The following is a 14553-nucleotide window of genomic DNA, read 5'->3' as shown; positions in this document are numbered from 1 at the left end:
AACCCGTGGGTAACTTGCCCGGGAAGCCGGTCGACCCGGTCGGTCAGTGCGGGGAGGAGGAGACGGAGGCCGCCGCGACGACCGCCGGGAGCAGGGCGTGCGCCCACACCCGGTAGCCGTCGGCGGAGGGGTGGAAGCCGTCGTGGCAGAGCGTCGCCGAGTCGGCCCGGAAGACCGGACCGGTCTCGGCGGCGAGATCCACCACCGTGCCGCCGGCCTCCAGCACGGCGACGGTCTGGGCGCGGGCGGTGCGTCGCCCGGCCCAGCCGACCACCTGCCGCAGCGGCGGAGCGATCGCCCGGACCGCGCCCAGGTCGGGGCAGGTGCCGACGACGACCTCCACGCCGGCGTCGCAGAGCCGGCGGACCGCGCCGCCCAGGTAGGCGGCGGTGTCGGACGGCCGTCGCAGGGTGGTGGCGTCGTGTGCCCCGATCAGGATGACCGCCACGTCGGGGCGTTCCCCGAGCAGGGCGCGGGCCACCTGGGTGGCCAGGTCGGTGGAGCGGGACCCGGAGACCCCGACGCTGGACAGGTGCACCCGGCGGCCGGTGGGCCCCTCGGTGAGCAGGTTGGCGAGCTGCCCGCCGACCGTGTCGTCGAAGTGCGCCACCCCGACGCCGAGCGCGGCGGCGTCACCGAGCAGGACGAGCCGGAGCGGGGGCGCGCCGAGCCGCCCGACCGTGGCGCGCAGCGCCAGGCCCAGCTCGGGCTGGGCGTACCGGCGGTTACGGGCGACGAACGCCTCACCGGCCAGGACGGCGGCGCCGCCGACCGTGCCGGCCAGCAGGGACAGGGCCGCGGCCCGGCCCACGCGGGCCAGCTCGACGCGGGAGTTCCGCTCGCTCATGCTCGTCCCTCCACGGGGGTTTCCACGCCGCCGGTCGACCCGGTCGGCTCACCCGCCGACGGCATTGTCGCGCCGTCGTCCGGTGCTGTCACCGTGCTGCCCCGGGCCGGCGGCGCTGCCGGGCCGGACGTCGGTCGCCGGCCGACGGCGCTGCCCGCCGCCGACGTGCCGGTGGCGTGCGGCGGGAGCGCGCCGACCGCCACGAACGCGCGTCGGCGCAGTTGCGCCCAGCGCCCGTCCGGGCCACGTGACCGGCCGCTGACCTGGGTGGCGCTGACCTCGGTGCCCGGGTGCCGGGCGGCTTCCTGGGCGGCCTGCGGCAACGACCGGACGCCCTCACCCCGGGTCAGGGCGCGGCGCTCGGGACCGGCGCCGAGCGCGGACAGGACCGTCGGCAGCAGCGCGGACGCGGCGACCGCGTACCCCTCGGCGGACGGGTGGAACCTGTCCCAGGCGAACATCCGGGTCGGCTCGGCCGCGAACCGGGGGCCGAGCAGGTCGCCGAGGGAGACCGTCCAGCCGCCGGCCTCGACCACCGCCACCGTCTGGGCGGCGGCGAGCTGTCGGCCCCACCGCCGGGCCAGCCAGCGCAGCGGCGGCCGGATCGGCTGGATGGTGCCCAGGTCGGGGCAGGTGCCGACGACCACCTCGACGCCGGCGGCGCGCAGCGCCCGGACCGCGTCGACCAGGTATCGGACGGCCACCGCCTGCGGGGTGCGGTTGGTGACGTCGTTGCCGCCGACCAGGATGACCGCGACGTCGGGCTGCTCCTCCAGGGCGGCCTCGACCTGTGGCCGCAGCCCGGCCGACAGGCTGCCGACCACGGCGAACCGGCACAGCCGCACCGGCCGCCGTAACCGGCGGGACAGGCCGGTGGCGAGCAGCGCGCCCGGGGTCTCGCGGCGGCGGCGTACGCCGTAACCGGCGGCGGAGGAGTCACCGAGGACGACCATGGTGATCGGCGGGCCGGGAAGCTTCGCGCCGTAGACGCCGTCGCAGCGGGGCGGGGGCGCCTCGGCGACCGGGATCGTCCGGCGGGCGTGTTTGGCCTGCCCGAGCAGGACGCCGGTGGTGGTGGCGAAGGCCGCCGCGGTGGCGCCCGCGCCGAGCGCGGTGTAGCGGGCGACCTGCCGGGCACGCCGCCAACGCGCATCGATCGGTGCGCCGGAATCAGCCACCACACCCATGAGCCGACAGTACCGCGCGACACCGACACGCCGCTGTCCGCGCAGCGTCCGGACCGTGCCTGATCGACGACCGTTCTGGGTACGTCCCGGGGGGCCGGACCGCTCCGGCCCGCGCGGCGGCGACGGTGGCCGGGCGCGGTTGCGGCGGTCCGGCACGCTGGTCGAGAGAAGAAGGGGACCGACATGGCGAGGACGTTGAAACGTGCGGCGGCGTTCACCGCGCTGGGCCGGGCACTGCTGGCCGGCGCGCGGGGCGGCCCGTCCCTGGGCGCCCGGCTGGCGGCCCTGCCCCGGATGATCCGGGCCACCGCGCGCGGCGAGTACGACGGCGGCCTCCGGCTGGCCCTGATGACCGCGGCGGTGGCGTATGTCGCCTCCCCGGTGGATCTGGTGCCCGAGCTGTTCCTGACCGTGTTCGGGCTGGTCGACGACGCGGTGATGGTCACCTGGCTGGCCGGGAGCGTGCTCGCCGAGACGGAGCGTTTCCTGGAGTGGGAGGCGGGCCGCGCGTCCGTGATCCCCGGGCACGTGACGCCCTGACGGCACGTACCCTGAGCGTCGACCAACCGTCTGACCGGCGGCGCTGCCGGCACCGGAGGAGAGGGCACCGAGGTGCAGTACTACGACAACGTCGTCGAGATGATCGGCAACACCCCGCTGGTGCGGCTGCGTAACGTCACCGCCGGCATCCAGGCCACCGTCCTGGCGAAGGTGGAGTACCTCAACCCCGGTGGCTCGGTGAAGGACCGGATCGCGCTGCGCATGGTGGAGGACGCCGAGCGGGCCGGGATCCTGCGGCCCGGTGGCACCATCGTCGAGCCGACCAGCGGCAACACCGGTGTCGGGCTGGCCCTGGTGGCCCAGCTCAAGGGGTACCGCTGCGTGTTCGTCTGCCCCGACAAGGTCAGCCAGGACAAGCAGGACGTGCTGCGCGCGTACGGGGCCGAGGTGGTGGTCTGTCCGACGGCGGTCGCCCCGGAGGACCCGCGCTCCTACTACAACGTCTCCGACCGGCTGGCCCGGGAGATCCCCGGCGCGTGGAAGCCCGACCAGTACAGCAACCCGGCCAACCCGCGTTCGCACTACGAGACGACCGGCCCGGAGCTGTGGAAGCAGACCGGGGGCGAGCTGACCCACTTCGTGACCGGGGTGGGCACCGGCGGCACGATCTCCGGCATCGGCCGCTACCTCAAGGAGGCCTCCGCCGGCCGGGTGAAGATCGTCGGCGCGGACCCGGAGGGCTCCGTCTACTCCGGCGGCACCGGTCGGCCGTACCTGGTCGAGGGGGTCGGCGAGGACTTCTGGCCGCAGACGTACGACCGGTCGGTCGCCGACCAGATCGTGGAGGTCTCGGACAAGGCGTCGTTCGAGATGACCCGGCGGCTGGCCCGCGAGGAGGGGCTGCTGGTCGGCGGCTCCTGCGGGATGGCGGTGGTGGCCGCCCTGGAGGTGGCCCGCGCCGCCGGCCCGGACGACGTGGTCGTGGTGCTCCTGCCGGACAGCGGCAAGGGCTACCTCTCCAAGATCTTCAACGACGCCTGGATGGCCCGGTACGGCTTCCTGGACAACTCCGGCGCGGAGCCGACCGTCGCCGACGCGCTCGCCAACAAGCCGGGCGGCCTGCCCGAGCTGGTGCACGTGCACCCGACCGAGACGGTCCGGGACGCCATCGACTACATGCGCGAGTACGGCGTCTCGCAGCTTCCGGTGCTCAAGGCCGAGCCGCCGGTGGTGACCGGCGAGGTGGCCGGCTCGATCGCCGAGCGGGATCTGCTGGACGCCCTCTTCACCGGGCAGGCGCACCTGCACGACACCATCGAGCGGCACATGACCGACCCGCTGCCCATGGTCGGCGGCGGGCAGCCGGTGAGCGAGGCGGTGGCCCTGCTGGAGAAGTCCGACGCGGCCCTGGTGCTGGTCGACGGCAAGCCCAAGGGCGTGATCACCCGGCAGGACCTGCTCGCCCACCTCGGGGCGCGCTGACCGCACGTCGGACGGGCCCCGCCCAGAAGGCGCGCTGACCGCGCGTCGGGCGGGGCCGACCGGGCCCCGCCCGCTCAGAGGGCGCGGGCGTAGCGGAGCTGCGGGACGAGGGCCAGCCCGATGTGGTCGTCGCGTTCGAGCCCGTCGGGCGTCCAGCCGCCGCGCTCGTAGAAGCGGCGGGCGTGCGCGTTGTCCCGCAGCACCCACAGGGTGGCCCGGGTGTGCCCCCAGGAGCGCATGGTGTGCAGGGCGTCGAGCATCAGCGCCCGGCCGGTGCCCCGGCCCTGCTCGGTGGGCTCCAGGTGGATGGCGCGCAGCATCGCCGCGGTCGGGTCGACCACGCCGTCCAGCTCGTCCGGGCCGACGTAGCTGAAGCCGACCAGCCGACCGGCCCGTTCGGCGACGGTCATCAGGTGGTCGTCGCGCTCGTACGGCCACCGCTGCGTCCAGTACTCGCCCATCGCCTCCGGGGTGGGCACGGCCAGCGCCTCCGGCGGCAGGAACGGCGAGTACGCGGCCACCCGGGAACGCTGGTGCAGGGCGCCGACCGCCGTCAGGTCGTCGGCGACGGCGTGGCGGAGGGTGAGCGTCACCCGGCCGAGGGTACCCGCCGGGCGGGTACGGCAACCGTGCTCAGGTCCTCGGCGACCACCAGCTCACCGGTGAAGTGCGCGCCGGCCTCGGCGGCGAACCGGGCCGGGTCGGCGTACCGCTGGGAGAAGTGGGTGAGCACCAGCCGGCGTACCCCGGACTCGGCGGCGACCCGCCCGGCCTGGGCGGCGGTGAGGTGCCCGACCTCGGCGGCCAGCGCGGCCTCCGACTCCAGGAACGTCGACTCGATCACCAGCAGGTCGGCGTGCTCGGCGAGGGCGTACACCGCGTCGCACAGGCCGGTGTCCATCACGAACGCGAACCGCTGGCCGGGCCGGGGCTCGGCCACCTCGTCGCGGCGCACGCGGCGACCGTCGAGGTCGAGGTGGCCGACGCGGCGCAGCTCGCCGACGGCCCGCCCACCGATGCCGTACGCGGCCAGCCGCGCCGGGTCCATCCGCCAGCCGTCCGGCTCGACCACCTGGTAGCCGTACGTCTCGACGGGGTGGCGCAGTCGGCGGGCGGTGAGGGTGTGCCCGCCGCGCAGGGTGACCCGCTGCCCGTCGGCGGTGATCGGCCCGGGGCGCAGCTCGGCGGTCTCGTGGAAGCTGGTGGCGTGCCGGAGCCGGGCGAAGAACTCGGCGCCGCCGGCCGGGAAGTGCACGGCCACCGGGTGCGGCACCCGGTCCAGGGAGAGGCGTTGGATGACGCCGGGCAGGCCGAGGGCGTGGTCGCCGTGGAAGTGGGTGACGCAGATCCGGGTCAGGTCGGTGGCGCTGACCGTGCTGTGCAGGAGCTGCCGCTGACTGCCCTCGCCCGGGTCGAAGAGGATCACCTCGTCGTCCCAGCGCAGCACGTACCCGTTGTGGTTGCGGCGGCGGGTGGGCGTCTGGCTGGCGGTGCCGAGGACGGTCAGCTCCCGCATCGACACGGCGTGCCCCTCCGTACATGGGTCGACCCCCGGGGCTTCCGCGCTGACGCGGACCGGCTGGACTGGGCCGGCACCCCGGGGGTCGGGTGGCTGTCGTGGATTCGCCGCACCGCTGCCACACGGTCTCGACGATCTTGCGTGCCCGCCCCCGGAGGGGTGGGCGGTCGACTGTCAAGGACAGCGGCTAGCGGACAGCCACCTCACGAGTCCGATAACTACACAAAGCTTCGGATCACCTCCCTTCCCGTGTACCGCCACGCTATCCACTTTCCGACAGCCTCGGCAACGGTTTTTGACCAGGGGGTCCTCACTCCGTGGGCGAGGCGCCGTCCACGATGCCGATCGGCCCCTCCCGGGGGCCCTCCGGGGAGGCCGGCTGCACCGACAGCGACGGGAAGTCGGCGAGCGTCCCCTCCGGCTCGGCATCCCACTCCGGGAAGACCAGGTCGCTCTGCAGGTAGAGGCAGAGGAGCTGGGTCAGGTGACGCAGCCCGTCCAGGTGGGTGCGCTCGTGGCCGTGGGTGGCGTCCACGCCGAAGCCGAGCAGCGCCACCCGGGCGTGCGCGCCCGCCTCGACCGCCGCCGCCACGTCCGAGCGGTAGTAGTCGAAGACGTCCCGGACCAGGGCGACGTCGTGTTCGGCGGCGATGGCGGCCAGGTTGCGGGTCAGGTGGTAGTCGAACGGGCCCACCCCGTCGCCCATCGCCAGCGTCGCCACGTCCTCCCGGGACTGCTGGCCCGGCGCGACCACCGCCGCGTCCACCGAGACGATCTCCGCGACGTCCGGATCCAGGCCGTGACTGGCCCCGTGCCCGATCTCCTCGGTGACGGTGACCAGCAGGTGCGCGGTCACCCGGGGCTTGATCCCGGCGTCGACCATCGCCTTGAACGCGGTCAGCACCGCCGCCACCCCGGCCTTGTCGTCCAGGTGCCGGGACTTCACGTACCCGCTGGTGGTGATCGTCGGGTTCGGCAGGAACGCCACGAAGTCGCCCGCGTCGATGCCCAGCGCCCGCAGCCCGGCGATGTCCTCCACCGGCTCGTCCACCCGGACCTCGACCAGCTCCCAGCCGACGCCCTGGAGGTCGACGTCGTCGTTGTAGCGGTGCCCGCTGGCCTTCAGCGGGAGCACCTGACCGGTGACCACCCGGTCCAGGTCGTCGGTGAAGATCCGCACGTGCGCGCCCTCGGCGAACCGGGCGCTGTGCGTGCCGATCGACTTCAACTCCAGCCGACCGTTCTCCTTCAGCCGCTTGACCATCCCGCCGATGGTGTCGGTGTGCACCACGATCGCCCGGTCCGCGCCGGTCTCGCGGGGGCCGGGCAGGCACGCGCTCAGCGCCCCCCGCCTGGTCAGGGTGGAGGTGATGCCGAGCGCGGAGAGCCGCTCGCCGACGTACTGCTGCACGTGGTCGGTACGCCCGGACGGGCTGGGGATCTCCAACAGCTCCAGCAGCACCTGCCGCAGGTAGTCGAGGTCGAGCGGGAGTGGGACGGGACGGGCTTCGGTCATGCGGTCAGGATGCCGCACCCGCCGGGGACCAGAGACGGTGCGGTGCCCGGGTACCCGGGAAGAGCAGGTCGACGAAACGCTCGGCGGTCGGCTGCGGCTCGTGGTTGGCCAGCCCGGGCCGCTCGTTCGCCTCGATGAACACGTGCTCCGGCTGGTCGGGCGCGCCGACCAGCAGGTCCAGCCCGGTGACCGGGATGTCCAGCGCCCGGCTGGCCGCCACGCACGCCTCGGCGATCTCCGGGTGCAGCTCCCCGGTCACGTCGTGGATGGTGCCGCCGGTGTGCAGGTTGGCGGTCCGCCGGACGGCGAGCACGGTCCCCTCCGGCAGCACGTCGTGCAGCTCGTACCCGGCCTCGGCGACGACCTCGCGGGTCATCTCGTCGACCGGGATGCGGGACTCGCCACCGGTGGCGGCGGCCCGGCGGCGGCTCTGCCGCTCGATCAGCTCGGCGATGTCGTGCACCCCGTCGCCGGTGACCGACGCCGGCCGCCGCACGGCCGCCGCGACCACCTCGTGGTCGATCACGACGACCCGCAGGTCCTCGCCGTCGCGCAGCTCCTCGATCAGCACGTCCGGACAGTACCGCCGGGCCAGCTCGACGGCGGCGCGCAACGCCTCCGGGGTACGCACCCCGACGGTGATGCCGTTGCCCTGCTCGCCCCGGGCCGGCTTGACCACCACCGCGCCCAGCTCGGCCAGGAACGCCTCGTCGGCCTCGTCGCCGGTGGCGTCGCGGCCACGCGGCACGCTCAGCCCCGCCTCGGTGAGGATCCGCCGGGTGACCCGCTTGTCGTCGCAGCGGCTCATCGCCACCGCCGAGGTCAGCTCGGACAGCGACTCCCGGGTCAGGATGGTCCGTCCGCCGCTGGTCAGCCGCAGCTCACCCCAGCGCGGGTCGGTCACCTCCACCCGGATGCCCCGGCGCATCGCCTCGTCGGCGACGATCCGCGCGTACGGGTTGAGCTGGTCGTACCCGTCGGGCATGGACGGCAGGAACAGCCGCTCGTTGATCGGGTTCTTCCGCTTCACGCAGAGCGTGGCGGTGCGGTAGAAGCCGAGCCGCTCGTAGAGCCGGATCGCGCCGACGTTCTCGGCCAGCACCGACAGGTCCACGAAGGCCCGGCCCCGGGCGGTGAGCCGGGCGGCCAGCTCCAGCAGCAGCGCCTGCCCGGTGCCGGGCGGGGCGATGTTGAAGTCCACGGTCAGGCACCACAGGCTCGCCCCGTCGTCCGGGTCGTCGAAGACCTCGACGTGGTCCACGCCGGTGATCGTCCCGACGATCTCCCCGGTCACCGACTCGGCGACCAGGTGCAGGAACTTCGGGGTGGCCGCGTTGGCGACCAGGACGTCCACCGGCGCGGTGACCATCCCGTTCGCCGCGTAGATGCGGTTCACCGCGTCCGCGTCGGCGTCGTCGCGGAGCTGCCGGATCCGCAGTCCGGGCAGGTCACCACCGAAGTCGGGCGCCTCGCCGCCGATCGGGCCACGCCCGGCCGGCACGTCCGGGCCCAGCGGCAACCGGTACGTCAGCGACGGGTCGATGAACAGCTCGTCGTGCAGCCGGGACACCAGCACGTGCGGGTCACGCAGGTAGATGCAGATGTCCCGGGAGCCGGCCGCTTCGGAGCGCAGCACGTCGGCGACGGCGGCCGGGTCACGGAACGTCTGGCCGAAGACCAGCCGCCCCCACCCGCAGTCGAGCAGCACGTCGGTGCGTCCGGCCGGGCGGGCCGGCGCCTCCGGGTCGGTCGACGGGCCGGTGAGCTCGCCCGGGGCGACCGGGTCGCCGCCCGGGCCGACCCGTTCCCGACGCCGGGCGATCCGGGCCCGCTGTCCGTCGGTCAGCGCGGTGCCGGTGGCCAGTGTGTCGTTCACGGTCAGTCGATTCCGTGGCTCTGGAGCCACATTTCCAGGAGTCCGAGCTGCCACAGCTTGTTTCCGTTCAGCGGGGTGAGTTCGGCGTTCGGGTCGGTGAGCAGAGCGTCGACGTACTCGGTGCGGAACAGTTGGCGGCGGCGGGCCTCGGGGGCGTGCAGCGCGTCGCGTACCCGGTCGAGGACCTTGCCTTCGAGGTGGGTGAGGCCGGGCACCGGGAAGTAGCCCTTGGGCCGGTCGATGACGTCCCAGGGCAGCACCCGGCGGCCGATCTCCTTGAGCACGCCCTTGCCCCCCTGGGCCAGCTTCAGCTCCGGCGGGCAGGTGGCGGCGAGCTCGACGAACTCGTGGTCGAGGAACGGGACCCGGGCCTCCAGGCCGTGGGCCATCGTCATGTTGTCGACCCGCTTGACCGGGTCGTCGGTCAGCATGATCCGGGTGTCGATCCGCAGGCCGGCGTCGACCGAGGTCTCCGCGCCGGCCCGGGCCAGGTGCGCGGCCACGAACTCCCGCGCCGGGTCGCCGTCGGCCAGCCGGGCCGGGTCGAGGACGCGGGCCAGCCCGGCCGCGTCCCGGTCGAAGAACGCCTTCGCGTACGTGTCGAGGGCCTGTTCCCGGTCGACCCCGAGCAGCGGCGGGTACCAGTGGTAGCCGCCGAGGATCTCGTCCGCGCCCTGCCCGGACTGGACCACCTTGACGTGCCGGGCCACCGTCTCGCTGAGCAGGTAGAACGCGACACAGTCGTGGCTGACCATCGGCTCGCTCATCGCCGCGACGGCGGCCTCCAGCGGTGGGACGAGGTCGTTTGCGGCGATCCGGATCTGGTGGTGGTCGGTGTCGAACGTCTTCGCCACCAGGTCGGAGTAGCGGAACTCGTCGCCCTCCCGGCCGCCGACGGACTCGAAACCGATGGAGAAGGTGGCCAGGCCGCGCTGCCCCTGCTCGGCCAGGAGCGCCACCACGAGGCTGGAGTCCAGGCCACCGGAGAGCAGCACGCCCACCGGCACGTCGGCGACCATCCGGCGGCGTACCGCGGTGGTCAGCGACTCGTGCAGGGCGTCCTGCCAGTCCCGCTCGGACCAGTCGGCCCGCTCGGCCCGGCGGGTGAACGACGGGTCCCAGTAGACCCGCTCGGTGACCCGCCCGTCGGGCTCGTACGCCCGGATGGTGGCCGGGGGAAGCTTGGCGACGCCGCGCAGGATGGTCCGGGGCGGCGGCACGATGCTGTGGAAGCTCAGGTAGTGGGCGAGCGCGACCGGGTCGATCGTGGTGTCGACGCCGCCGCCGGCCAGCAGCGCCGGCAGGGTGCTGGCGAAGCGCACCCGGTCCGGGGTCTCGGCCAGGTAGAGCGGCTTGATGCCGAGCCGGTCGCGGGCCAGCACCAGGCGGCCGGTGTCCCGTTCGGTGATCGCCACGGCGAACATGCCGATCAGGTGGTCGACGAAGTCGTCACCCCATTCGGCGTACGCCTTGAGCACCACCTCGGTGTCGCCGGAGGAGAAGAAGCGGTGCCCCTTGCCCTGCAACTCCTCGCGCAGCTCACGGTAGTTGTAGACGCAGCCGTTGAAGACGCCGGTCAAGCCGGCCCCCGGGTCCACCAGCGGCTGCCCGCTGGCGGCCGACAGGTCGATGATCTTCAACCGTCGGTGGCCGAGGGCGACCCGTCCCTGCGACCAGACCCCGCTGTCGTCCGGGCCCCGGTCGTGCATGGTCGCCGCCATCCGCTCGACCGTCGACACGTCGGCGCGTGAGCCGTCCCGTCGCAACTCCCCTGCCAGTCCGCACATGACACAAGATGCTGCCAGAGGTTGATGGATTCTGCCTCTTGGGAGGATGGCCCAGTCGAGGGCTGGTTGCTATAGTGCGCAACTTCGCCTGCGCCGGTGTCGATCGGGCGGGGCCTGGTGACCTTCCGGGGGTGGATGACCCATTTGCGCTAAGTCCAGGTTGTGATGAATTTCGCAGCTTGCCCCGCCTGGCATTCCGCGATCCGGCAACCTCGCTGACCAGTTAGCGTAGTCACGGTCGGAGCCACGAAACCGGCCCGGAACGGGATCTTCACGAGACTGTCACGTAGGGTCGCCGAACCTGGCGTGGCCAGCCCCGCACGACCCGCTTCGGCTCCGCGTCCCCAGGTCCCCGCGCGCCTCCGCCGCTGCGGTCCCCGGTCCCCGGCTCCCGGTGATGGCGGACGGCGGTGGCGGGTGGCTCGATCCTCTTCCGGCACATGGCCGCGCTGGCTCGGGCCGCCTGCGCTGGCTCCGGCGGCTGGCGGGCCCTTCGCCGCCCGCCCGCCGAGAACGTCGCGGGCCCGCCCCGGAGAACCGGGGCGGGCCCGCGAAGGTAGGCCTGGTCGGCCGGCGGTGCGGGCCACGCCGACCGGGCAGCTCAGTCCGTTCGGACCGTGGTTGCAGTACCCTCCGGGATTTTTCGATTCTGGCGAACGGCGCACTGCTGGTTCCCGCCTCTGAATCAACGCGACCGGTAGGCGTCGGCGCGGTGTTCGATGGCCGTCACGGTCGCGACGCGGTCGTCCTCGTCGATCTCGTAGAGGACCCTGTACGTGCCGCGCCTGGCTGACCAAGTCCCCTCGAACGGCGGCAGAAGCAGTCGTTTGCCGACGCGATGCGGGTCGTCAAAGAGAGCGGTGGTGATGAACTCGTAGACCGCGGCGGCGATTTTCTCTGGCAGCCGTCCGGCCAAGGCGCGTGCGGCCGGGCCGGCGACCTGAAGTCGGTAGCGGTCGGGGGCAGTGCCAGTCACCGTGGCTGCTTCGACCGCTTTGCCATCAACGCCGCGAGTTCGTCGGCGTCGAGGACGTCACCGGCCTCGACCGCCGCCTTGGACTCGGCAAGTTGCCGCATGGCCTCGGCGCTGGACAGGACCTCCAGAGTCTCCTCCAATGCCGCGAGATCGTCGGCGGAGATGAGCACCGCGGCGGCGCGGCCGTGCTTGGTGATCTCTATCCGCTCGTGGGTCGAGGTCACCTCGTCGATGAGTTCCGAGAGGCGGTTGCGGGCGTCGGTGAACGGTACGACGGTCATGCTCGAAGTATAGGCAGTCACTGGCGCGAATTCTGTACAGATCTTGAGGTTCGGCGGCGCAGGCCACCAAGCCGTAAGCCTGGTGGCCTGCGGTTCTAGGCCGTCTTGGCCACACCAACGGGACAAGTCATGCCATTGGGGCCATGGTTACAATAACCACCCGGATTTTTCGTCGGGGCGAGGTACTGCTGGTGGTAGTCCTCGGCGAAGTAGTAGTCGCCGAGCCGGGTGATCTCCGTGGTGATCTCGCCCCGACCGGCCCGCGCCACGATCGGCGCGAACGCGTCCCGGGACGCCTGCGCGGCGGCGAGCTGCTCGTCGGTGCTGGCGTAGATCGTCGACCGGTACTGGGTGCCCACGTCGTTGCCCTGGCGCATGCCCTGGGTCGGGTCGTGGTTCTCCCAGAAGACCTTGAGCAGGTCCTCGTAGCTGATCGTCGACGGGTCGTAGACCACCTGGACCACCTCGGCGTGACCGGTGCCGCCCGAGCAGACCTCCTCGTACGTCGGGTTCTCGGTGTAGCCGCCGGCGTAGCCGACCGAGGTGGTGATCACCCCGGGCAGTCCCCAGAACAGCCGCTCGGCGCCCCAGAAACAGCCCATCCCGAAGACGGCGACCTGCGCGCCGGGCGGGAACGGGCCCGTCAGCGGGCTGCCCAGCACCTCGTGCCGGTCGCTGACCGGCATGGCGAGCGGCCGGCCGGGCAGGGCCTGGTCGGGGGTGACAAGTTCGGCCTTCATCCGCCGCAGGAACACGATGCGACTCCTCTCGTAGCTTTCCCACCCTGCAACACCCACCGACCCGACTTCCTTACCCGCCCCACCGCCGGTCAGGCGTGCCGGCGGCCGGCACCGGCAAACCGGTGTCCCCGGGCCCCGTCGGATGTCAGGATGTCCGGCGATGAACGACCCCACCGGGATCGAACCGGCAGCCGACGAGGCGCTCGCGCGCCGCCTGCTGGCCGTCCAGCACGCCGCGTACGCCGTCGAGGCGGCGCTGATCGGTGACGACCGCATCCCACCGTTGCGCGAGACGCTCGGCGAGCTGCGCGCCGCGCCGCTGCGCTGGCTCGGGGCGTACCAGGGCGACCTGCTGGTCGGGGCGGTCGCCTGGACCGAGGACGCCGCAACGGTCGACATCGACCGGCTCGTGGTCGACCCGGCCGCCCACCGGCGCGGAACCGGTCGGGCGCTGGTCCGGGCGGTGCTGACCCGGGCCGGTGACCGGCGGGTGCTGGTCGCCACCGGCCGGGCCAACCACCCCGCCCGGGGCCTGTACGAATCCCTCGGCTTCCGGCCCGTCGCCGACGCCGAACCCGCGCCCGGCCTCTGGATCACCCGCTACGAACGCCCGGCGGCGAGCGCGGCGGAGACCCGTTCGGCGTAGGAGCGGGCCTCGGCGTCGTCGGCGTACCGGGTCCGCGGCCAGAAGAAGCCGCGCAGCCCGTCCCCCTTCGTCCGGGGCACCACGTGGGTGTGCAGGTGCGGCACCGACTGGGAGACCTTGTTGTTCATCGCCACGAACGTGCCGCCCGCGTCCAGCCCGCCCTCGACCGCCACCGCCAACCGCCGGACCAGCCCGAAGTACCCGGCCAGGTTCTCCGGCGGCAGGTCGGCCAGGGCCACCAGATGGGTACGCGGCACCACCAGCACGTGCCCCTTGAACACCGGCCGGGTGTCCAGGAACGCCACCCCGTCCGGCTCGTCGACCACCCGGACCGCCGCCGCCGCGCCGCTCACGATCCCACAGAACACACATCCGGCCATCCGGTCACGGTAGACCGCTGCTGGAGCAGGATCACGTGGCGTCGACGTGCCGCGAGTTCCGAGAAAGTTCAGAATTGCGGTGTGGCGGCCATGAGGGAAGTCCAGTGGAGCGAACTCCAGCGCGATCCCAAGGGGGTCGCGGCCCTGGCGGACAGCCATGACGTACGGGTCCGGCGCCGCCCTGCTGCTCACCCGGGAGGACCGGGTCCTCGCGGCCGGTGAGGGCGCGATGGCGGCTGCTCGTACCCTGCGGAACGCCCTGGCCCAAACGCCCTGGCCCATCTGCCGGTGGAGGTGGCGGCCGAGATTCTGGCGGAGGAGTTCCCCTGGCTCGGGCTGCTTCCTGAGGCGGACCTGCCCGCCTTCGTCACGGACTTCGTGACGGCGGCGCGGATCTCGGCCGATCTGGGTGAGTGGTCGGTTCTCACGCAGGCCCTCCGGGAGTGGAAGGCGACCGCCGCCGTGTACACCGACCCGGCGCTTGTCCGGGCATTGACCGAACCCTCCGAAGCTGCCAAAGGCTGGGAGCAGTTGTGCCAGACGGCCCGATCGAACACCTGGGAAGCCTGGGTGGGCCTGACCGAGCGGCCAACATCGCTGGAGAACCCGGCGCGACGACATCGGCTCCGTGGCGCCCTCGCTGACCGCGAAGTGGGCGGGAAGGTACTGCTCCAATGGCAGTACGAGGTGACGGCCAGCGGCCGGATCTGGTACTGCCCCGACCCGGACAGGCGCATCGTCTGGATCGTGCATGCCGGGCCTGGTCATCCGAAGCTGACAGAGTAGGCGCGTGCCGGGTTCCGTTCGGCGGCTGC

At 73.1% G+C, this 14553-nt stretch carries 15 protein-coding genes and 1 pseudogene; 4 read left to right on the top strand and 12 right to left on the bottom strand.

Features of this window, described 5'->3' with window-relative positions; translation table 11 throughout:
• Window positions 1-43: 43 nt before the first annotated feature.
• A complete protein-coding gene (locus O7606_RS14105) occupies window positions 44-847 on the bottom strand; it encodes an SGNH/GDSL hydrolase family protein (RefSeq protein WP_281594485.1) in 804 nt (267 codons plus the stop codon).
• Window positions 844-2034 carry an SGNH/GDSL hydrolase family protein gene (locus O7606_RS14100; protein WP_281594484.1) on the bottom strand — a complete coding sequence of 397 codons (1191 nt, stop codon included), beginning with the start codon at window positions 2032-2034 and terminating at the stop codon, window positions 844-846. The genes O7606_RS14105 and O7606_RS14100 overlap by 4 nt, the downstream gene beginning before the upstream one ends.
• 183 nt (window positions 2035-2217) lie before the next feature.
• Between O7606_RS14100 and O7606_RS14095 the strand changes: the two genes are divergently transcribed.
• Window positions 2218-2574, top strand: a complete 357-nt coding sequence (locus O7606_RS14095; RefSeq protein ID WP_281594483.1) for a YkvA family protein — start codon at window positions 2218-2220, stop codon at window positions 2572-2574.
• Window positions 2575-2646: 72 nt separating this feature from the next.
• The gene (locus tag O7606_RS14090; protein WP_281594482.1) at window positions 2647-4017 is read left to right on the top strand and encodes a cystathionine beta-synthase; all 1371 of its coding nucleotides are present in this window, start codon (window positions 2647-2649) and stop codon (window positions 4015-4017) included.
• Between the two features lie 74 nt (window positions 4018-4091).
• Here the strand turns inward: O7606_RS14090 and O7606_RS14085 are convergent, their stop codons facing one another.
• The 9 genes and pseudogenes from O7606_RS14085 to msrA all read right to left on the bottom strand — a co-directional run bounded on the left by O7606_RS14085 (window position 4092) and on the right by msrA (window position 12727).
• Entirely contained in the window at window positions 4092-4610 is a 519-nt protein-coding gene (locus O7606_RS14085; protein ID WP_281594481.1) for a GNAT family N-acetyltransferase, read from the bottom strand.
• Window positions 4607-5539, bottom strand: a complete 933-nt coding sequence (locus O7606_RS14080) for a ribonuclease Z (RefSeq protein ID WP_281594480.1) — start codon at window positions 5537-5539, stop codon at window positions 4607-4609. Before O7606_RS14080 ends, O7606_RS14085 begins: the two co-directional genes overlap by 4 nt.
• Before the next feature lie 307 nt (window positions 5540-5846).
• Entirely contained in the window at window positions 5847-7052 is a 1206-nt protein-coding gene (locus O7606_RS14075) for an osmoprotectant NAGGN system M42 family peptidase (protein WP_281594479.1), read from the bottom strand.
• A gap of 4 nt (window positions 7053-7056) precedes the next feature.
• Window positions 7057-8928 (bottom strand): N-acetylglutaminylglutamine synthetase, encoded by a 1872-nt coding sequence (gene ngg, locus O7606_RS14070; RefSeq protein ID WP_281594478.1) that lies wholly within the window; start codon window positions 8926-8928, stop codon window positions 7057-7059.
• A gap of 2 nt (window positions 8929-8930) precedes the next feature.
• A complete protein-coding gene (locus tag O7606_RS14065; RefSeq protein WP_281594477.1) occupies window positions 8931-10715 on the bottom strand; it encodes an N-acetylglutaminylglutamine amidotransferase in 1785 nt (594 codons plus the stop codon).
• Between the two features lie 569 nt (window positions 10716-11284).
• Window positions 11285-11362, bottom strand: a pseudogene (locus O7606_RS14060) (peptide-methionine (S)-S-oxide reductase); the annotation flags it as partial.
• Window positions 11363-11400: 38 nt separating this feature from the next.
• On the bottom strand, window positions 11401-11691 hold the full coding sequence (locus O7606_RS14055) for a type II toxin-antitoxin system RelE/ParE family toxin (protein WP_281594476.1): 291 nt from the start codon (window positions 11689-11691) through the stop codon (window positions 11401-11403).
• Window positions 11688-11972 (bottom strand): type II toxin-antitoxin system Phd/YefM family antitoxin, encoded by a 285-nt coding sequence (locus tag O7606_RS14050; RefSeq protein ID WP_281594475.1) that lies wholly within the window; start codon window positions 11970-11972, stop codon window positions 11688-11690. Before O7606_RS14050 ends, O7606_RS14055 begins: the two co-directional genes overlap by 4 nt.
• 95 nt (window positions 11973-12067) lie before the next feature.
• Window positions 12068-12727, bottom strand: a complete 660-nt coding sequence (msrA, locus tag O7606_RS14045) for a peptide-methionine (S)-S-oxide reductase MsrA (RefSeq protein ID WP_281594474.1) — start codon at window positions 12725-12727, stop codon at window positions 12068-12070.
• A gap of 145 nt (window positions 12728-12872) precedes the next feature.
• On the opposite strand from msrA, the gene O7606_RS14040 reads away from it, so the two are divergent.
• Window positions 12873-13358: a GNAT family N-acetyltransferase gene (locus O7606_RS14040; RefSeq protein ID WP_281594473.1), complete on the top strand. Its 486-nt coding sequence runs from the start codon at window positions 12873-12875 to the stop codon at window positions 13356-13358.
• Here the strand turns inward: O7606_RS14040 and O7606_RS14035 are convergent.
• On the bottom strand, window positions 13313-13738 hold the full coding sequence (locus O7606_RS14035; protein ID WP_281594472.1) for an HIT family protein: 426 nt from the start codon (window positions 13736-13738) through the stop codon (window positions 13313-13315). The genes O7606_RS14040 and O7606_RS14035 overlap by 46 nt on opposite strands.
• Window positions 13739-14026: 288 nt before the next feature.
• Here O7606_RS14035 and O7606_RS14030 point away from each other — a divergent pair, with 288 nt between their 5' ends.
• Window positions 14027-14524, top strand: coding sequence for a hypothetical protein (locus O7606_RS14030; protein ID WP_281594471.1), 498 nt, complete (start codon window positions 14027-14029; stop codon window positions 14522-14524).
• Window positions 14525-14553: the final 29 nt, after the last annotated feature.

Origin of the sequence: Micromonospora sp. WMMD882, assembly GCF_027497255.1 — a bacterium.
In the GTDB taxonomy this organism is placed as follows: Bacteria; Actinomycetota; Actinomycetes; order Mycobacteriales; family Micromonosporaceae; genus Micromonospora.
This window is presented reverse-complemented; position numbering and strand designations above follow the sequence as displayed.

Excerpts from the sequence above, each read along its gene's own strand:
- O7606_RS14105 (WP_281594485.1), bottom strand. The coding sequence starts at position 847 with ATGAGCGAGCGGAACTCCCGCGTCGAGCTGGCCCGCGTGGGCCGGGCC.
- O7606_RS14100 (WP_281594484.1), bottom strand. The coding sequence starts at position 2,034 with ATGGGTGTGGTGGCTGATTCCGGCGCACCGATCGATGCGCGTTGGCGG.
- O7606_RS14095 (WP_281594483.1), top strand. The coding sequence starts at position 2,218 with ATGGCGAGGACGTTGAAACGTGCGGCGGCGTTCACCGCGCTGGGCCGG.
- O7606_RS14075 (WP_281594479.1), bottom strand. The coding sequence starts at position 7,052 with ATGACCGAAGCCCGTCCCGTCCCACTCCCGCTCGACCTCGACTACCTG.
- O7606_RS14065 (WP_281594477.1), bottom strand. The coding sequence starts at position 10,715 with ATGTGCGGACTGGCAGGGGAGTTGCGACGGGACGGCTCACGCGCCGAC.
- O7606_RS14050 (WP_281594475.1), bottom strand. The coding sequence starts at position 11,972 with ATGACCGTCGTACCGTTCACCGACGCCCGCAACCGCCTCTCGGAACTC.
- O7606_RS14040 (WP_281594473.1), top strand. The coding sequence starts at position 12,873 with ATGAACGACCCCACCGGGATCGAACCGGCAGCCGACGAGGCGCTCGCG.
- O7606_RS14035 (WP_281594472.1), bottom strand. The coding sequence starts at position 13,738 with ATGGCCGGATGTGTGTTCTGTGGGATCGTGAGCGGCGCGGCGGCGGCG.